This is a genomic window from Streptomyces sp. cg35, from assembly GCF_050410835.1.
GTDB lineage: Bacteria > Actinomycetota > Actinomycetes > Streptomycetales > Streptomycetaceae > Streptomyces.
Genome location: NZ_CP191268.1, coordinates 6,884,757 through 6,902,584, shown reverse-complemented (window position 1 = coordinate 6,902,584; position 17,828 = coordinate 6,884,757). Strand labels below are relative to the sequence as shown.

The following is a 17,828-nucleotide window of genomic DNA, read 5'->3' as shown; positions in this document are numbered from 1 at the left end:
AACGCCCCCGTGACCGAAAGTCGGGCCTTGCGGCTTAGGTTGTGAAGACTTCCGGTCGGCGCCCCCGCCCGCGCCGTTGACGGGGCAGATACAGCCCCGGAGAGTAGTAAGCGCCCACAACTCCCAACGGATCATGAGCAAATGGGATATCCGGGGCGTTGCGGTACGGATCAGGGGGGGCCTGATGAAGACCGGCCACGACACGACTCGGCGCGGCGGCGTGCCCGTCGGCGATGTGCTGCTCTCGGCCATCGCCGCGGTGAGCTGGGCATTCATCGGGATGGCGGGTGTCGCGGCGCTCGGTCTGCATCTGCTGGAGGCGGATTCGGCGGGTTCGCTCGGACCGATGACGGCCGCCGTCGTGGCGATCGGGGTCGGCGGGCGCGTGACGCCGTCCGGCGACGTGTCCGCCTTCGGTCTGGACGGCGCGCAGGCGCACACCGCCATCGATGTCGCGCCGCTGGGCGTGGGCCTGGTGGGCGCGGTGCTGATGAGCTGGTTCTTCCTACGGTCCTTGCGTGCGGCGGGAGTTGAGATCTCTCCGGGCGAGCTGATGGCACGTGCGGGGGCCGTGGTGGTGCTCTTCGTGGCGATGCTGGGCGGGCTCGTCTGGGCGGGTCACGACATCATCACGATTGACGGTTCGAAGCTGGGGCTGAACGACATTCCGGGCGCAGGCGGGCTGCCGGACGACATCGGGGACAAGCTTCCCGGCGGCATCGGGGGGCTGCTCCCCGACCGGCTCGGGGACCTCGTGAACGCGAAGGCGTCGGTCGGGTTCACGGTGCAGACGGGCGCCACGCTGCTCGGCGGCGCGGCCTTCGTGACCGGGGTGCTGCTGATCGCGCTGCTCGCGTCGCGGCGCACTCCCCTGCCGCGCGCCCTCGCTCCGGTGCACCGGGTGGTGCGGCCCGCGGCGTCGGCGCTGGTGACAGTCCTGCTGGTGACGGTCGTCGCGGGCCTGGCCGCGGCGGCGTACGCCATGATCGGCGACGACCACCCGAAGCGCATCGCGGGCGCGGCACTGCTCGGCGCGCCCAACGGGGCATGGCTGGCGGTGCCCCTGGGCCTGTTCGTGCCCTGGGACGGGCAGGCGACGGGAGAGCTCGCGAAGCTGCTGCCCGATCCGCTGGACGATCTGCTCAGGGTCTCGTCGGACCAGCCCGTGACGCTGGCCCGGCTGGCCGAACTCGACGGCAGGGTATGGCTGTTGGCCGTCGCGACGGCCCTGATGATGCTGTTCGCCGGGGTGCTCACGGCGGTGCGGACGCCGTCGGCACAGGGGCAGGGAGCGGTGGGTTTCGCGGGGCGCTGCGCGCTGCGGCTCGGCGTCGTGACGGCGCTCGCGCTGCCGCTCCTGGTCCGGCTGACGGACGTCTCGGCGGACGCGTCCCTGTCGGTGCTGGGCTTCGACGCGTTCGGCGCGGGCATCGAACTGCACGGGCACCTCGGCATGGCCCTGCTGCTGGGCGCGGCGTGGGGCGCCGCGGCCGGGGCGCTCGGTGCGCTCCTCGCCCGTGCGACCGGGGCCGCCGGTGGGCGGGTGTCCCCGCTGGCCGCCGGGGCGGGCGTGCCGGAGCCGCCTTCTTCCGCGCCGGCCGGCCCGTACCGCCCGAGCCGCCCGTACCGTCCCTCCAACGCGGACACGAACCCGTACCTGAAGGCGTACGACGCCAGGCAGTACGAGGAGACCGTGCACGGCCAGGATGCGTACGACCGGGATGTTCAGGACGGCGCTGCGTACGGCCGGAATCCGTACCGCGACCCGTCGCACGACGGCATGCCCGGTGCCCCCACGATCGCGGGACCGCTGCGGCCCGAGCAGCCCCGTCCTCGCGGCAAGGAGGGCGGGCCGCCGCCTCCACCGCCACCGCCGCCGGCTCCGGGGCGGGACAAGGAGAGGCGACGCCGGAGGGACGACCGGGGCGGGCGCTGACGCGGGGGGCCCGACGGCGGCCTCCCTGTCCGGTACGCGGACCGCGGCCGCGTGCCCGTGCAGGAGCCCGATACCGTAAGGGCATCATGAGCGCTCCGCAGCCCCAGCACCCCGCTGATGCCCCGAACGTCGACGGACACGTGTCCGTGCCGGCCGACGTCCCGACCCTTCTGGTCAAGATCTTCGGCAAGGACCGGCCCGGTATCACCGCCGGGCTCTTCGACACCCTCGCCGCCTACTCCGTCGACGTCGTCGACATCGAGCAGGTCGTCACGCGCGGCCGTATCGTGCTCTGCGCCCTGGTGACCGAGCCGCCGGCCGGTCTGGAGGGGGACCTGCGGGCCACCGTCCACAGCTGGGCGGAGTCCATGAGGATGCAGGCCGAGATCATCTCGGGCATCGGTGACAACCGGCCGCGCGGCCTGGGCCGTTCCCTGGTGACCGTGCTCGGGCACCCGCTGACCGCCGAGTCGACCGCCTCGATCGCCGCCACCATCACCGGGACCGGCGGCAACATCGACCGCATCTTCCGGCTCGCCAAGTACCCCGTCACCGCGGTCGAGTTCGCGGTGTCCGGCACCGGGACGGAGACGCTGCGCACCGCGCTCGCCACCGAGGCCGCGAAGCTGGGCGTGGACATGGCCGTCGTCGCGGCCGGTCTGCACCGGCGCGCACAGCGGCTCGTCGTGATGGACGTCGACTCGACGCTCATCCAGGACGAGGTGATCGAGCTGTTCGCGGCGCACGCGGGCTGCGAGGACAAGGTCGCCGAGGTGACGGCGGCGGCGATGCGCGGCGAGCTGGACTTCGAGCAGTCGCTGCACGCGCGCGTGGCGCTGCTCGCGGGGCTCGACGCGTCGGTCGTGGACAAGGTCAGGAGCGAGGTACGGCTCACGCCGGGTGCCCGCACCCTGATCCGTACGCTCAAGCGGCTCGGCTACCAAGTGGGCGTCGTCTCCGGCGGGTTCACGCAGGTGACGGACGATCTGCAGGAGCGGCTCGGGCTCGACTTCGCGCAGGCCAACACGCTGGAGATCGTCGACGGGAAGCTGACCGGCAGGGTCACCGGCGAGATCGTGGACCGTGCGGGCAAGGCGCGGCTCCTGCGGCGGTTCGCCGGGGAGGCGGGGGTCCCGCTCGCGCAGACCGTGGCGATCGGCGACGGCGCGAACGACCTCGACATGCTGAACGCGGCCGGGCTCGGCGTCGCCTTCAACGCCAAGCCGGTGGTCCGCGAGGCCGCGCACACCGCGGTGAACGTGCCGTTCCTCGACACCGTGCTGTATCTGCTGGGCATCACGCGCGAAGAGGTCGAGGCGGCGGACGCCCAGGAGGTCTGAGCCACACAGCGGGGCCCGGCACCGGCCTTCGGTACCGGGCCTTTGCTGTGTGCGGATCCGGCCGCTCGTCAGTCGTTCGGCGACCAGTAGTCGGTCAGGGTGGCGGTGCCCGGCTCCAGGGACTTCCAGGAACCGGTGAAGGACAGGACCGCGAACGCGGCGGTCGGGAAGCCGCCCCGGTTCATCCGCCGGAGCGCGTCCGCCTCGCCGTCACCGGCCAGGACCTCGGCGAGTCCGTGCACTCCGGGGTTGTGGCCGATCAGGACGGCGTCCCGGACGTCGTCCGGCGTCTCGTTGAGCACGGCGATCAGCTCGCCGGGGGACGCCTCGTAGATCCGCTCCTCGTAGACGGTCCGGGGCCGCTCAGGCAGTTCGGAGACAGCCAGCTTCCACGTCTCGCGGGTGCGCGCGGCGGTCGAGCAGAGGGCCAGGTCGAGGGCGATGCCGGAGTCGGCCAGCTTGCGGCCGGCGATCGGGGCGTCCTTGCGCCCTCGCTCGGCGAGCGGCCGCTCGTGATCGGACACCTGAGGCCAGTCCGCCTTGGCATGCCGGAAAAGGACAATCCTGCGGGGTTCTGCGACGCTCATGGGTCCCAGCTTCGCACGAAATCTGCCATGGGGCGCTGGGAGTTGACGGGCTCGCCCGGCACGGGTGAACGCGGGCCGAAAGCTGCCGGGAGAGGGGCTAGCGGAGCACCAGTTCCTTGGCGCGCTCCAGGAGGTGGCCGATGGTCGGGTCGGCGGTGGCGGCCTGGGCGTCGACCGGGTTGAGGATCAGCAGCAGGAGCGCCACGAAGGCGACGGCCGGCAGCGCGATCGCCCACCAGGGCAGCCGGATGTCGACGCCGCCCGTGGCTGCCGGGTGGGTCCGGGGGTGCGTGGGGGCCGACATGGCTTCCTCCGTGGTCCGTCGTCCTCGTCGGTGCGCCGACGGTCTCGGCGACACTTCGAAGGTACGGATCCGGCGGCCCCCGGCCCATCCGGTGATCCACCCACTCGACCCTGACACTGGCCCCCTAGGGGACGGTGGAGTTAACCCCACCCCCGGGTCCGGGGCGCGGGTGTCAGGGGGAGGCGATGGTCGCGATGATGGCCACGATCACGGTGACGGCCATCATCGCGCCGAACACGAGGAGGAGCTTCTTCTGACTGTTCTGGGGGTTCGGCTCGAGCACAGGCGACATGCCGCAAGTGTCGCACCCGTCCCCGGTCGTCAGGACGCCGGGGCGGCGGCGGCCGCCTGTTCCGCCTCGTCCTCGATCGTGCGCTTGCGGCCCGCGAAGACGCCGACCACGATCTGCGGCACCATCAGCGCGGCCATCAGGGCGATGGGCACGCCCCAGCCGTCGGTGGCCTGGTAGAGGACGCCGACGAGCAGCGGCCCCGGGATCGAGATCAGGTAGCCGGTGGACTGGGCGAACGCGGAGAGCTGGGCGACACCGGCGCCGGTGCGGGCCCGCATGCCGACCATCGTGAGGGCGAGCGGGAAGGCGCAGTTGGAGATGCCGAGCAGGACCGCCCAGGCCCAGGCGCCGGAGGACGGCGCGAAGTACAGGCCCGCGTAGCCGGCGAGTCCGCACACTCCGAGGGCGATCACGATCGGGCCCTGGCTGGGCAGCCGCGCCGCGACGCGCGGGATGACGAAGCCCAGCGGCACGCCCATCACCATGGTGACGGCCAGCAGCACGCCGGCGGTCGACGCGGAGACCCCGGAGTCGCGGAAGATCTGCGCCATCCACCCCATCGTGATGTACGCGGCCGTGGCCTGGAGCCCGAAGAAGACGGCGAGCGCCCAGGCGGTGCGGCTGCGGGCGATGCGCAGTCCGTCGCCCTCGGACGAGGCCCGGGCCGGTTCGGCGGAGGCGGCGCTCCGGTCGCGGACGAGCGGGAGCCAGGGCAGCACGGCGGCGGCGCCGAGCGCGGCCCACACGGCGAGGCCGGTCTGCCAACTGCCGCCCAGGGCCTCGGTCATGGGCACGGTCGCGGCGGCCGCGAGGGAGGTGCCGGCCGCGAGGGCCATCGAGTACAGGCCGGTCATGGAGCCGACGCGGTCGGGGAACCAGCGCTTGACGATGACCGGCATCAGCACGTTGCTGACGGCGATGCCCATCAGGGCGAGGGCGCTGGCCACCAGGAAGCCGACGGTGCCGCCCGCGTAGGGGCGGATGATCAGGCCGGCGGCGATCGCGGCCATGCCGGCGCAGACGACGGTGCTCGCGCCGAAGCGCTTGGCGAGCCGCGGGGCCATCACGCCGAAGACCGCGAAGCACAGCGGGGGCACGGAGGTGAGCAGTCCGGCGACGCTGCCGCTCATGCCGAGCCCGTCGCGGACCTCTTCGAGGAGGGCCCCGAGGCTGGTGATCGCGGGCCGCAGGTTCAGGGCGGCGAGGACGATGCCGACGATCACCAGGCGTACGGCCCACGCGCCGGGGGCGGCGCTCTTCCCGGTGGGTGTCGGGGGCTCCGCGGTCGGTGGTGCCATCGTCGGGGTCGGGGTTTCCTCACTAGCCATGAGACCCATCTTAGAATCATGGGATGATTGGCTGTCCAATCCGTTTGCGTCACACTGTTGCCGACCGCCCCGCACACCCCGCGTCACGTCACGTACGAGCAAGGACGAAGGACCGTCGATGCCACTGACCTCCCCCCGCCGCTCGGCCCTGTCCGAGCAGGTCATCTCCGCCCTGCGTGCCCAGATCTCCTCGGGCGAGTGGCCGGTGGGGTCCCGGATCCCCACGGAGCCGGAGCTCGTCGAGCAGCTGGGCGTCGCCCGGAACACGGTGCGGGAGGCGGTGCGCGCCCTCGCGCACAACGGGCTGCTCGACATCCGGCAGGGCTCGGGCACGTACGTCGTGGCGACGAGCGAGCTCGCCGGGGTGATGCAGCGCCGGTTCGCCGAGGCCGATCCGCGGCACATCGCCGAGCTGCGCTCCACGCTGGAGTCGAGCGCGGCGAAGCTGGCCGCCGAGCGGCGCACCGAGCGCGATCTGAAGCAGCTGGACGCCCTCCTCGTACGCCGTGAGGAGGCGTGGGAGTCGGGTGACGCGGAGGCGTTCGTGACGGCGGACGCGACGTTCCACATGGCCGTGGTGGCGGCGTCGCACAACGACGTGATGACGGCGATGTACGCGGATCTGGGCGAGGTCCTGCGGGACTGGCTGCGGGACGACGTGCGCGGCGGGCTCACCGCCGAGAACCACATGGACCACACGCGGCTGGTCGACGCGATCCGGGAGGGGGACACGGAGGCGGCCGCGACCGAGGCGGCGGGCTATCCGTTCCTGTGCCGTCCGAGCCGGTTCACGGCGCCTTCCGGTGACTGACCCAGGCGATCCGCACGTCCTTCCAGCACCGCCCGTCGAGGCGCACGGTCTGGGCCGGGCCGACCTCGGCCGGCGCCGAGTCCGTGTCGATGTCCCACCACGGGTCGCACTCGATGTGCAGGGCGACCCGGTCGACCTCGGGGTACTGGTTGTGACAGGTGGCGCTCACCCGCGTCCCGTCGACGCGGACCCGGCATCCGGCTCCGAAGGGTCCGGGCTTCTTGGCGGCCACGCGCGCGTGGCCGGATTTCTCGGGGGTGTCGGACGCCGCGTCGTACGGCAGCGCGACCAGCAGGACCAACGCGGTGAGGGCGGGGGCTATGCGGTGGGTCAGGCGCACAAAGGGACCTCCTCGCACCCAGCGTGCGTGAAGGTCCCTTCGCCTCGCCCGGCCGGTGGGCCGAACGAGCTACGTATCTAGGCGCCGATCGCGTGCAGGCCGCCGTCGACGTGGATGATCTCGCCGGTGGTCTTCGGGAACCAGTCCGACAGCAGGGCGACGATGCCCCGGCCCGCCGGCTCGGGGTCGGCGAGGTTCCACTCCAGCGGGGAGCGGCTGTCCCACACCGCGGCGAGCTCGGTGAAGCCGGGGATCGACTTCGCGGCCATGGAACCGAGCGGGCCCGCCGAGATCAGGTTGCAGCGGACGTTCTGCTTGCCGAGGTCACGCGCGATGTAGCGGCTGGTGGCCTCCAGGGCGGCCTTGGTCGGGCCCATCCAGTCGTACTGCGGCCAGGCGAACTTGGCGTCGAAGGTGAGGCCGACGACGGACCCGCCGTCGCTCATCAGCGGCAGCAGCGCCATCGTCAGCGACTTCAGCGAGAAGGCCGAGACGTGCATGGCGGTGGCCACGGACTCGAACGGAGTGTTCAGGAAGTTGCCGCCGAGCGCGTCCTGCGGCGCGAAGCCGATGGAGTGCACGACGCCGTCGAGCCGGTCGCCCAGCTGCTCACGGACCTGGCCCTCCAGGCGGGCGAGGTGCTCGTCGTTCGAGACGTCGAGCTCCAGGACCTTGACCTTGTCGGGCTGGGGCAGCTTCTTGGCGATGCGCTCGGTGAGCGTCGGCCGCGGCCACGCGGTGAGGATGATCTCCGCGCCCTGCTCCTGGGCCAGCTTCGCGGTGTGGAAGGCGATGGAGGACTCCATCAGCACACCGGTGATGAGGATCTTCTTGCCCTCGAGGATTCCAGCCATGGTGTTCAGTGACCCATTCCCAGTCCGCCGTCAACCGGAATGACGGCACCAGTGATGTACGAAGCGTCGTCGGAGGCGAGGAACGTCACCGCCGAGGCGATCTCCTCGACCTGCGCGTACCGGCCGAGCGGCACCTGCGACATGATGTTCGCGCGCTGCTCGTCCGTGAGCGCCTGGGTCATGTCGGTGTCGACGAAACCGGGCGCGACGACGTTGAAGGTGATGTTGCGCGACCCGAGCTCACGGGCCAGGGAGCGCGCGAAGCCGACGAGGCCCGCCTTCGAGGCGGCGTAGTTCGCCTGTCCCGCCGAGCCGAGCAGGCCGACGACGGAGGAGATCAGCACGACGCGGCCCTTCTTGGCGCGCAGCATGCCGCGGTTGGCGCGCTTCACGACCCGGAAGGTGCCGGTGAGGTTGGTGTCGAGGACGGACGTGAAGTCCTCCTCGGACATGCGCAGCAGGAGCTGGTCCTTGGTGACGCCGGCGTTGGCGATCAGGACCTCGACGTTGCCGTGCTTCTCCTCGATCTCCTTGTAGGCCTGCTCCACCTGCTCGGCGTCCGTGATGTCGCACTTGACGGCCAGGAAGCCCAGCTTTTCGAACTCTGCCGGGTCACCCGAGCGGTACGTGATCGCGACCTTGTCGCCGGCCTCTGCGAACGCGCGGGCGATGGCGAGGCCGATGCCCCGGTTTCCTCCGGTGACGAGAACCGAGCGGCTCAACGGATCACCCTTTCGATAGCAGTGGTGGTACTTCGAAAACCTATCGGTACGACCCTGGGTACGGAGAATCGACCACCGACAGTGGCGTACTCGACTCGCTGTCGGGTCCCTACAGAAAACTCTGGCCGCGCACCCCCGCCGCGCGACATGATCGGGGCGACGACGTGACGGACGACAGGGAGACATTCGTGCCTCATACGATCGATGAAGCCTTCACGGCGCTCCCGCTGAGGGCCCTCGCCGACGCGGCCCTCGCCCGCGCGCGGGCGCTGGGCGCCGAGCACGCGGACTTCCGCCTGGAGCGGGTGCGCGGCGGGGCGGTGCGGCTGCGGGACGCCCGGCCGGCCGGGTCGTCGGACACCACGGACCTCGGGTACGCGGTGCGCGTGGTGCACGGGGGCACGTGGGGGTTCGCGTCCGGCGTCGACCTGACCATGGACGCCGCGGCGAAGGTGGCGTCCCAGGCCGTGGCGATGGCGAAGCTGAGCGCACAGGTCATCGAGGCGGCCGGCTCGGACGAGCGCGTTCAGCTGGCGGACGAGCCGGTGCACGCGGACCGGACGTGGATCTCCTCCTACGAGATCGACCCCTTCTCCGTGCCCGAGGAGGAGCGCTTCGCGCTGCTGGCCGACTGGAGCGCGCGGCTGCTCGCGGCCGACGGGGTCAGCCACGTGGACGCCTCGCTGCTCTGCGTCCACGAGAACAAGTTCTACGCGGACACCGCGGGCACGGTCACGACGCAGCAGCGGGTGCGGCTGCATCCACAGCTGACGGCGGTGGCCGTGGACGACTCGAGCGGCGAGTTCGACTCGATGCGCACCATCGCGCCGCCGGTCGGCCGGGGCTGGGAGTACCTGACCGGAACCGGCTGGGACTGGGAGGGCGAGCTCGCGCGGATCCCCGAGCTGCTCGCGGAGAAGATGCGGGCGCCGAGTGTGCGGGCGGGCTCGTACGACCTGGTCGTGGACCCGTCCAATCTGTGGCTGACGATCCACGAGTCGATCGGGCACGCGACCGAGCTGGACCGCGCGCTCGGCTACGAGGCGGCGTACGCGGGCACGTCCTTCGCCACGTTCGACCAGCTGGGCAAGCTCAAGTACGGCTCCGAGATCATGAACGTCACGGGCGACCGCACCGCCGAGCACGGGCTCGCGACCATCGGCTACGACGACGAGGGCGTGGCCGGGCAGTCCTGGGACCTGGTGAAGGACGGGACACTGGTGGGGTATCAACTCGACCGCCGGATCGCGAAGTTGACGGGTTTCGAGCGGTCCAACGGGTGCGCCTACGCCGACTCCCCCGGGCACGTCCCCGTACAGCGGATGGCGAACGTGTCGCTGCAGCCGGATCCGGGCGGGCTCTCGACGGAGGATCTGATCGCCGGGGTCGACCGCGGGATCTACGTCGTCGGGGACCGGTCCTGGTCGATCGACATGCAGAGGTACAACTTCCAGTTCACCGGGCAGCGCTTCTTCAAGATCGAGAACGGGCGGCTCGCCGGGCAGCTGCGCGATGTCGCCTACCAGGCGACCACCACCGACTTCTGGGGTTCGATGGCGGCGGTCGGCGGCCCCCAGACCTACGTCCTCGGCGGCGCCTTCAACTGCGGCAAGGCCCAGCCGGGCCAGGTCGCGGCCGTCTCCCACGGCTGCCCCTCGGCCCTCTTCAAGGGCGTCAACATTCTCAACACGACGCAGGAGGCGGGTCGATGAGCCCTCGTCAGAACAAGCCGCACGAGATCGTCGAGCGCGCTCTCGAACTGTCCCGGGCCGACGGCTGCGTCGTCATCGCCGACGAGTCGTCCAGCGCCAACCTGCGCTGGGCGGGCAACGCGCTCACCACGAACGGCGTGACCCGCGGCCGCACCCTGACCGTCGTCGCGACCGTCGACGGGAAGGAGGGCACCGCGTCCGGCGTCGTGTCCCGGTCGGCCGTGACCGCCGACGACCTGGAGCCGCTGGTGCGGGCCGCGGAGGAGGCCGCCGCGAAGGCCGGGCCCGCCGAGGACGCGCAGCCGCTCGTCGACGGCGTACCGCACTCCCCCGACTTCACGGACGCGCCCGCCGAGACCTCCTCGACCGTCTTCGCGGACTTCGCGCCCGCGCTCGGCGAGGCCTTCGCCCGGGCCCGGGCCGGCGGACGCGAGCTGTACGGCTTCGCGAACCACGAGCTGACGTCGAGCTACCTCGGTACGTCGACGGGCCTGCGGCTGCGCCACGACCAGCCCAACGGGACGCTGGAGCTGAACGCGAAGTCGCCGGACCGCAAGCGTTCGGCATGGGCGGGGCGCTCCACCCGGGACTTCAAGGACGTCGACCCGGCGGCGCTCGACGCGGACCTGGCGACGCGGCTCGGCTGGGCCGAGCGGCGCATCGATCTGCCGGCCGGGCGCTACGAGACGCTGCTGCCGCCGACGGCCGTGGCGGACCTGCTGATCTACCAGCTGTGGTCGGCGGGGGCGCGGGACGCGGCCGAGGGCCGGACCGTGTTCTCGAAGCCGGGCGGCGGGACCCGGGTGGGCGAGCGGCTGAGCGAGCTGCCGCTGTCGCTGCGCAGCGACCCGCACGAGCCGGGCCTGGAGTCGTCGCCGTTCGTGCTCGCGCACTCCTCCGGGGACGACGCGTCCGTCTTCGACAACGGGCTGCCGATCGGTGCGACCGAGTGGATCGCGGGCGGCGAGCTGAAGCACCTGACGACCACCCGGCACAGCGCGGGGCTCACCGGCCTGCCGGTCGCGCCGGCCGGCGACAACCTGATCCTCGACGGGGGCTCCGGGAAGTCGCTGGACGAGATGGTCGCCGCCACCGGGCGCGGACTGCTGCTGACCTGCCTCTGGTACATCCGCGAGGTCGACCCGGCGACGCTGCTGCTGACCGGGCTGACCCGGGACGGCGTGTACCTCGTGGAGAACGGCGAGGTCGTCGGCGAGGTGAACAACTTCCGGTTCAACGAGTCGCCGGTCGACCTGCTGAAGCGGGCCACCGAGGCCGGGCGGACGGAGAAGACGCTGCCCAGGGAGTGGGGCGACTGGTTCACCAGGGCCGCCATGCCGGCCCTGCGGGTGCCGGACTTCAACATGAGCTCGGTCAGCCAGGGCGTGTGACGCCCATAGACTGGCAGGGACCCATCAGCACTGTTCAAGGAGACACGGCACCGTGACCGACATCGTCGACGAGCTGAAGTGGCGCGGCCTGTGGGCCCAGTCCACTGACGAGGACGCCCTGCGCAAGGCGCTCGCGGACGGTCCGGTCACGTTCTATTGCGGCTTCGACCCGACCGCCGCCTCCCTGCACGTCGGCCACCTGGTCCAGGTCCTGACGATGCGCCGCCTCCAGCAGGCGGGCCTGCGCCCGCTGGCGCTGGTCGGCGGCGCGACGGGCCAGATCGGTGACCCGCGCCCGACGGCGGAGCGCACGCTGAACGATCCGGAGACGATCGCGAACTGGGTGACCCGGCTGCGCTCGCAGATCGAGCCCTTCCTCGACTTCGAGGGCGAGAACGCGGCGGTCATGGTGAACAACCTGGACTGGACCGCCGGGATGTCCGCGATCGAGTTCCTGCGCGACATCGGCAAGCATTTCCGCGTGAACAAGATGCTGACCAAGGACTCGGTCGCGCGGCGCCTGGAGTCGCAGGAGGGCATCAGCTACACGGAGTTCAGCTACCAGCTGCTGCAGGGCATGGACTTCCTGGAGCTGTACCGGCGCTACGGCTGCACGCTCCAGCAGGGCGGCTCCGACCAGTGGGGCAACCTCACGGCCGGGCTCGACCTGATCCACCGCCTGGAGCCGGAGGCGTCGGCGCACTGCATCGCGACGCCGCTGATGGTGAAGGCGGACGGCACCAAGTTCGGCAAGACCGAGGGCGGCGCCGTCTGGCTGGACCCGGAGATGACGTCGCCGTACGCGTTCTACCAGTTCTGGCTGAACGTGGACGACCGGGACATCTCGACGTACATGCGGATCCTGTCCTTCCAGTCCCGTGCGGAACTGGAAGCGCTGGAGGCGCAGACCGCGGAGCGGCCGCAGGCCCGCGCCGCGCAGCGCGCGCTGGCCGAGGAGCTGACGACGCTGGTGCACGGCGCCGACCAGACGGCCGCCGTGATCTCGGCGTCGAAGGCGCTGTTCGGGCAGGGCGACGGGAACCTGGCGGACCTGGACGAGGCGACGCTGGCCGCGGCGCTGTCCGAGCTGCCGAAGGTCCAGGTCGCCGAGCTCGGTCCGGTCATCGACCTGTTCGCCGAGGTCGGTCTGGTCGCCAGCAAGTCCGCGGCGCGTCGGACCGTGAAGGAGGGCGGCGCGTACGTGAACAACGTCAAGGTCGCCGCCGAGGACTTCGTCCCGGGCGCCGACGAGCTGCTGCACGGGCGGTGGCTGGTGCTGCGGCGCGGCAAGAAGAACCTGGCCGCGGTCGAGGTCACGGCCTGACCCGGACGCCCCGAAGGGGGCCACGTCCCGTCCGGGACGTGGCCCCCTTCGTCCGTTCCTAGGCTTTCTTCTTGTTGCCGCGCAGGGCCACCCAGGCCATGTCGCCCACGCCGACCACCACCAGGGCACCGATCAGCTGGAGCAGATGGCGGGTCCAGTCGATGCCCCTGGTGTCGTTGACGCCGAGGCCGGTGGCCGCCCAGTTGCCCAGCACGCTGCCGAGGATTCCGAAGACCGTCGTCAGCCACAGCGGGATCTGCTGCTTGCCCGGCAGGATCGCCTTCGCGATCAGTCCGAGCACGAATCCCACGATGATCGCCCACAACCAACTCATGCCGTCGCCTCCTCATGCGGCGTGAGGGTGCGCGCCTGCGCACCGTGCGTTCAGTCTCGGTCCGTACGCCATACGGCGCATGTCGGGCAGCTCCATACGTGGTGGGGCGCAGGCCACACGCCCGGCCGGGACCCGCCCCGGTCTCGTAGCCGACGCACCCCGGGCGTAACGTGGAGGCAGTCCGGTCCGGGGAGAGTCCGGCGAATGGTCGGGTGGTGGAATGTGATGCGGAAGCGCAGCAGCAACGGCGGAGCACAGGTTTTCCGGATCACAGGGGCCCGGCAGGGGCTCGCCGAGGATGTGCGCGCACGGCAGCGCAAGTACGTCATCTCGATGTCGGTCCGCACCCTTTCGGTGATCCTCACGGCGGTGCTGTGGAACGTCGAGCGGCACGTCGCCATCGTGACACTGGTGCTCGGCGCCCTGCTCCCCTATGTCGCCGTGGTCATCGCCAACGCGGGCCGGGAGAACGCGCCGGGGCTGCCGTCGACGTTCGTACCTGCGCCGTCGCGCCCGATGATCGCGCCCACCCCGGCGACCGGTCCGGCGGAACCGGCACCGGAGGACCGCGCCTGAGCGGCGCCTGCGCGGACGCCCGGAGCAGGCCCGGGCAACCGGTCCACAAAGCTCAAGAAAAGCTCAGATCAATCATGTAGTTGAGGTGCCGGGTAGCGGGTCCCGCGTGACATACTGCGTACGCGCTCCGCATCCCCCGTCGGAGCGACGGACCGACGCCGGGCAGCTCCCCCCGTGGCTGCTCGGCGTCGCCATTTCCAGGGCTTTTTCCGGGCGTCTAAGGTTGACGCGTGAACCTCGCGAACCTCTCCGGATCCCCGTCGCAGTCCCCCACGACACCCCAGTGCTCGGCCAAGGGCTGCCGTGCCGACGCGGTGTGGGTGCTCGCGTGGAACAACCCGAAGCTGCACACGCCGGAGCGCCGCAAGACGTGGCTCGCGTGCGAGGAACACCGTGAGCATCTGACCCAGTTCCTCGGCGTGCGCGGGTTCCTGAAGGATGTCGTGACGCTGGCGGAGTGGGACGCCCGCGAGGCGTGAGCCACGCGGGTCCGATGTCGGGGGTCAGCCGCCGATCGCCGACATGGGGCGGTCGGGCTGCAGGAACGACGGGTCGTCCAGGCCCGAGCCGGCCTTCTTGCCCCACATGGCGAGCTTCCAGATACGGGCGATGTTCTCGTCGGTGCTCTCGGGGCCCTCGGCCCTGAGCGCCGCGCGCAGGTCCGTCTCCTCCGTGGCGAACAGGCAGGTGCGGACCTGTCCGTCGGCGGTGAGCCGGGTGCGGTCGCAGGCCGAGCAGAACGGGCGGGTGACCGAGGCGATGACGCCGACCCGGTGCGGGCCGCCGTCGACGACCCAGCGCTCGGCCGGGGCGGAGCCCCGCTCCTCGGAGCCCTCGGCGGTGAGCTCGAAGCGCGTACGCAGGGAGGCCAGGATGTCGCCCGCGGTGATCATGCCGTCGCGCTTCCAGCCGTGCTGGGCGTCGAGCGGCATCTGCTCGATGAAGCGCAGCTCGTAGTCGTGCTCGACCGCCCAGGCCAGGAGGTCGGGGGCCTCGTCCTCGTTCAGCCCCGGCATCAGGACCGAGTTGATCTTCACCGGGGTGAGGCCCGCCTCGTGGGCGGCGGCGAGACCCTCGATGACGTCCTTGTGGCGGTCGCGGCGGGTCAGGGTCTTGAAGACGTCGGCCCGAAGGGTGTCGAGAGAGACATTCACCCGGTCCAGGCCGGCTTCCTTCAGGGCCTTCGCGGTGCGCTTGAGCCCGATCCCGTTCGTCGTCAGGGACATCTTGGGGCGGGGGTCGAGCGCGGCGACCCGCTCGACGATGCCCACCAGGCCGGGGCGCAGCAGGGGCTCGCCACCGGTGAAGCGGATCTCGGTGATGCCGAGGTGCGTGACGGCGATGCGGATGAGGCGGACGATCTCGTCGTCCGTGAGCAGGTCGGGCTTGGCCAGCCACTGGAGGCCCTCTTCGGGCATGCAGTACGTGCACCGCAGATTGCACCGGTCGGTCAGTGAAACCCGCAGGTCGGTGGCGACCCGGCCGTAGGTGTCGATGAGCACGTGGGCCCCCTCCCTCATACGTGTTCTGCCTTCTACCGACCGAGCCTACGTGACGGGTCCGACAGAGGCAGGCCGGTGATCCCACGAGTGTGCCGCGCCCCCGTCGTAGAGAGCTACGAGCGCTCTGCGACGGGGGCTCGGGGCGGAGGAACCGCGGTCAGTGGGCTCCGGTGCCGGTGAGCGAGCGCACTTCCAGCTCCGCGTACTTGCCCTTGTCGGCCTTCTCCCTGGCGACGTACGTGCCGATGATGCCGAACAGGAAGCCGACCGGGATCGAGATGATGCCGGGGTTCTCCAGCGGGAACCAGTGGAAGTCGACGCCCTTGAACATGGAGGTCTTCGGGTTGCCGGAGACGACCGGGGAGAACAGGACGAGGAAGACGGCGGTGAAGAGGCCGCCGTAGATCGACCACAGGGCGCCGTTGGTGTTGAACCGCTTCCAGAAGAGGCTGTAGAGGATCGTCGGCAGGTTCGCGGACGCGGCGACGGCGAACGCGAGGGCGACCAGGCCCGCCACGTTCAGGTCGCGGGCGAGCGCGCCGAGCCCGATCGAGACGATGCCGATGAAGACGGTGGCCCAGCGGGCGGCCTTCATCTCGTCCTTCTCGGACGCCTTGCCCTTCTTGATGACGTTCGCGTAGATGTCGTGTGCGAACGAGGAGGACGAGGCGAGGGTGAGGCCCGCGACGACCGCGAGGATCGTGGCGAACGCGACGGCCGAGATGGACGCCAGCAGGATCGCGCCCCAGTTGGAGTCGACGCCGCCGAGATGGAGGGCGAGCAGCGGGGCCGCCGTGTTGCCCGCCGGGTTCGAGGCGATGATCTCGGCCGGCTTGATGAGGGCCGCGGCGCCGAAGCCGAGCGCGATCGTCATCAGGTAGAAGGCGCCGATGATGCCGATGGCCCAGTTGACCGACTTACGGGCGGCCTTGGCGGTCGGCACCGTGTAGAAGCGGATCAGGATGTGCGGCAGGCCCGCGGTGCCGAGCACCAGGGCGATGCCGAGCGAGATGAAGTCGATCTTCGAGGTGGCCGTGGCCCCGTACTTGAGGCCCGGCTCCAGGAACGGGGCGCCCTTGCCGCTGTTCTCGGCGGCGGTGCCGAGCAGGTCGGACACGTTGAAGTCGAACTTCAGCAGCACCAGGAAGGTCAGCAGGATGGCGCCGGCGATCAGCAGGACCGCCTTGACCATCTGCACCCAGGTGGTGCCCTTCATGCCCCCGATGGTGACGTAGACGATCATCAGGACGCCGACGAGGGCGACGATGAGGATCTTGCCCGCGTCGGAGGTGATGCCGAGCAGCAGCGAGACGAGGACGCCGGCGCCGGCCATCTGCGCGAGCAGGTAGAAGATCGAGACGACGATCGTGGAGGTGCCGGCCGCGGTGCGGACCGGGCGCTGGCGCATGCGGTAGGCGAGGACGTCGCCCATCGTGTAGCGGCCGGAGTTGCGCAGCGGTTCGGCGACCAGGAGGAGCGCCACGAGCCAGGCGACCAGGAAGCCGATCGAGTAGAGGAAGCCGTCGTAGCCGAAGAGGGCGATGGCGCCCGCGATGCCGAGGAACGACGCGGCGGACATGTAGTCGCCGGAGACCGCGAGGCCGTTCTGGAAGGCGGTGAACTGGCGGCCGCCCGCGTAGAAGTCGGAGGCGCTCTTGGTCTGGCGGCCGGCCCAGACGGTGATGACGAGGGTCGCGAGCACGAAGACCGCGAACAGGCTGATGATCAGCGGCCGGTGCTCGCTGGCCTCCTGGGCCGCGAGCACGTTCAGTGCGGGGCTCATGCGCCGCCCTCCATACGGGACTTGATGGCCTCGGCCTTGGGGTCGAGCTTCGCGGCGGCGTGCCGCGAGTACCACCAGGCGATGAGGAACGTGGTCAGGAACTGGGCGAGGCCGAGGATGAAGGCGACATTGACGTTGCCGAAGACCTTGGTGCCCATGAAGTCGCCCGCGTAGTTGGAGAGCAGGACGTAGAGCAGGTACCAGGCGATGAACGCGATGGTGAGCGGGAAGGCGAACGAGCGGTGCGCGCGGCGCAGTTCGCCGAACTCCTCGCTCTGCTGCACCTCGATGAACTCCTCGGTCGAGGGCAGTGCGGGACCGGCGTCCGTGCTGCCCTTCTGGGGTGGTGGTGCGTCGGTGGCCACGGAGTCTCCTCGCGATGCGGGTGCGGTCGGGGACGGGGGTGGGGGGCCGGCGGGGGTGCCGGGTGGTGCGGACATACGGGTTCTCGACTCTCACAGTGACGTGGATCACGTGAGCCGGGTCGCGATGGTAGAGCTCCCCGACCTGATCCAACAGGGGGCCGGATCGTGCACGTGCCCCCTTGCACAACGTCACGGGGACACGGGCGCCGTGGTTCAACTCCCCTGATTTCTTTCGGAACTCGTTGATGACCTGCGGCGACTAGAGATACGTTCGCAGCGCACCACGCGTCATGTACCTGCCCGAGCACCACTCGTGTTCGGGCTTTT

19 protein-coding genes are annotated in these 17,828 nt (G+C 70.9%); 8 read left to right on the top strand and 11 right to left on the bottom strand.

Annotated elements, in window-relative coordinates; translation table 11 throughout:
• Positions 1 to 184: 184 nt before the first annotated feature.
• Entirely contained in the window at positions 185 to 1,936 is a 1,752-nt protein-coding gene (locus ACQUQD_RS31580; RefSeq protein ID WP_428955567.1) for a streptophobe family protein, read from the top strand.
• Between the two features lie 86 nt (positions 1,937 to 2,022).
• Positions 2,023 to 3,276 carry a phosphoserine phosphatase SerB gene (serB, locus tag ACQUQD_RS31575; RefSeq protein ID WP_428955566.1) on the top strand — a complete coding sequence of 418 codons (1,254 nt, stop codon included), beginning with the start codon at positions 2,023 to 2,025 and terminating at the stop codon, positions 3,274 to 3,276.
• Positions 3,277 to 3,344: 68 nt separating this feature from the next.
• Here the strand turns inward: serB and ACQUQD_RS31570 are convergent, their stop codons facing one another.
• The 4 genes from ACQUQD_RS31570 to ACQUQD_RS31555 all read right to left on the bottom strand — a co-directional run bounded on the left by ACQUQD_RS31570 (position 3,345) and on the right by ACQUQD_RS31555 (position 5,787).
• Positions 3,345 to 3,863, bottom strand: coding sequence for a SixA phosphatase family protein (locus ACQUQD_RS31570; RefSeq protein ID WP_428955565.1), 519 nt, complete (start codon positions 3,861 to 3,863; stop codon positions 3,345 to 3,347).
• Positions 3,864 to 3,960: 97 nt separating this feature from the next.
• Entirely contained in the window at positions 3,961 to 4,167 is a 207-nt protein-coding gene (locus ACQUQD_RS31565; RefSeq protein ID WP_428955564.1) for a hypothetical protein, read from the bottom strand.
• Between the two features lie 172 nt (positions 4,168 to 4,339).
• Positions 4,340 to 4,459, bottom strand: coding sequence for an SGM_5486 family transporter-associated protein (locus ACQUQD_RS31560; protein ID WP_428955563.1), 120 nt, complete (start codon positions 4,457 to 4,459; stop codon positions 4,340 to 4,342).
• A 29-nt stretch (positions 4,460 to 4,488) separates the two neighbouring features.
• Positions 4,489 to 5,787 carry a CynX/NimT family MFS transporter gene (locus tag ACQUQD_RS31555; RefSeq protein WP_428955562.1) on the bottom strand — a complete coding sequence of 433 codons (1,299 nt, stop codon included), beginning with the start codon at positions 5,785 to 5,787 and terminating at the stop codon, positions 4,489 to 4,491.
• Positions 5,788 to 5,905: 118 nt separating this feature from the next.
• Here ACQUQD_RS31555 and ACQUQD_RS31550 point away from each other — a divergent pair, with 118 nt between their 5' ends.
• Positions 5,906 to 6,598 (top strand): FadR/GntR family transcriptional regulator, encoded by a 693-nt coding sequence (locus tag ACQUQD_RS31550; protein ID WP_428955561.1) that lies wholly within the window; start codon positions 5,906 to 5,908, stop codon positions 6,596 to 6,598.
• Here ACQUQD_RS31550 and ACQUQD_RS31545 read toward each other — a convergent pair.
• From ACQUQD_RS31545 to fabG, 3 genes are all read right to left on the bottom strand, one after another.
• On the bottom strand, positions 6,576 to 6,938 hold the full coding sequence (locus tag ACQUQD_RS31545) for a hypothetical protein (protein WP_428955560.1): 363 nt from the start codon (positions 6,936 to 6,938) through the stop codon (positions 6,576 to 6,578). The genes ACQUQD_RS31550 and ACQUQD_RS31545 overlap by 23 nt on opposite strands.
• Before the next feature lie 77 nt (positions 6,939 to 7,015).
• A complete protein-coding gene (gene fabI, locus ACQUQD_RS31540) occupies positions 7,016 to 7,792 on the bottom strand; it encodes an enoyl-ACP reductase FabI (RefSeq protein ID WP_428955559.1) in 777 nt (258 codons plus the stop codon).
• A 5-nt stretch (positions 7,793 to 7,797) separates the two neighbouring features.
• A complete protein-coding gene (gene fabG / locus ACQUQD_RS31535; protein ID WP_428955558.1) occupies positions 7,798 to 8,514 on the bottom strand; it encodes a 3-oxoacyl-[acyl-carrier-protein] reductase in 717 nt (238 codons plus the stop codon).
• Positions 8,515 to 8,702: 188 nt separating this feature from the next.
• Between fabG and ACQUQD_RS31530 the strand changes: the two genes are divergently transcribed.
• Genes ACQUQD_RS31530 through tyrS form a run of 3 tightly spaced genes read left to right on the top strand, consistent with a single transcriptional unit; the run spans position 8,703 to position 12,941 of the window.
• Positions 8,703 to 10,226: a TldD/PmbA family protein gene (locus tag ACQUQD_RS31530; RefSeq protein ID WP_428955557.1), complete on the top strand. Its 1,524-nt coding sequence runs from the start codon at positions 8,703 to 8,705 to the stop codon at positions 10,224 to 10,226.
• The gene (locus tag ACQUQD_RS31525) at positions 10,223 to 11,617 is read left to right on the top strand and encodes a metallopeptidase TldD-related protein (RefSeq protein WP_428955556.1); all 1,395 of its coding nucleotides are present in this window, start codon (positions 10,223 to 10,225) and stop codon (positions 11,615 to 11,617) included. Before ACQUQD_RS31530 ends, ACQUQD_RS31525 begins: the two co-directional genes overlap by 4 nt.
• A gap of 52 nt (positions 11,618 to 11,669) precedes the next feature.
• Complete coding sequence (gene tyrS / locus ACQUQD_RS31520) at positions 11,670 to 12,941, top strand: tyrosine--tRNA ligase (protein ID WP_428955555.1); 1,272 nt, start codon at positions 11,670 to 11,672, stop codon at positions 12,939 to 12,941.
• Positions 12,942 to 12,999: 58 nt separating this feature from the next.
• On the opposite strand, the gene ACQUQD_RS31515 is transcribed toward tyrS, so the two are convergent.
• Entirely contained in the window at positions 13,000 to 13,275 is a 276-nt protein-coding gene (locus tag ACQUQD_RS31515; protein WP_428955554.1) for a GlsB/YeaQ/YmgE family stress response membrane protein, read from the bottom strand.
• Positions 13,276 to 13,500: 225 nt separating this feature from the next.
• Here ACQUQD_RS31515 and ACQUQD_RS31510 point away from each other — a divergent pair, with 225 nt between their 5' ends.
• Together ACQUQD_RS31510 and ACQUQD_RS31505 are read left to right on the top strand one after the other, a co-directional pair.
• Complete coding sequence (locus tag ACQUQD_RS31510) at positions 13,501 to 13,851, top strand: DUF3099 domain-containing protein (protein WP_428955553.1); 351 nt, start codon at positions 13,501 to 13,503, stop codon at positions 13,849 to 13,851.
• A gap of 230 nt (positions 13,852 to 14,081) precedes the next feature.
• A complete protein-coding gene (locus tag ACQUQD_RS31505) occupies positions 14,082 to 14,330 on the top strand; it encodes a hypothetical protein (protein WP_428955552.1) in 249 nt (82 codons plus the stop codon).
• 24 nt (positions 14,331 to 14,354) lie between these two features.
• Here the strand turns inward: ACQUQD_RS31505 and moaA are convergent, their stop codons facing one another.
• The 3 genes from moaA to ACQUQD_RS31490 all read right to left on the bottom strand — a co-directional run bounded on the left by moaA (position 14,355) and on the right by ACQUQD_RS31490 (position 17,501).
• Positions 14,355 to 15,353: a GTP 3',8-cyclase MoaA gene (gene moaA / locus ACQUQD_RS31500; RefSeq protein WP_428955551.1), complete on the bottom strand. Its 999-nt coding sequence runs from the start codon at positions 15,351 to 15,353 to the stop codon at positions 14,355 to 14,357.
• 157 nt (positions 15,354 to 15,510) lie between these two features.
• Positions 15,511 to 17,136, bottom strand: a complete 1,626-nt coding sequence (locus tag ACQUQD_RS31495) for a solute symporter family protein (protein ID WP_428955550.1) — start codon at positions 17,134 to 17,136, stop codon at positions 15,511 to 15,513.
• Positions 17,133 to 17,501, bottom strand: coding sequence for a DUF485 domain-containing protein (locus ACQUQD_RS31490; RefSeq protein ID WP_428955549.1), 369 nt, complete (start codon positions 17,499 to 17,501; stop codon positions 17,133 to 17,135). Before ACQUQD_RS31490 ends, ACQUQD_RS31495 begins: the two co-directional genes overlap by 4 nt.
• Between the last annotated feature and the right edge of the window lie 327 nt (positions 17,502 to 17,828).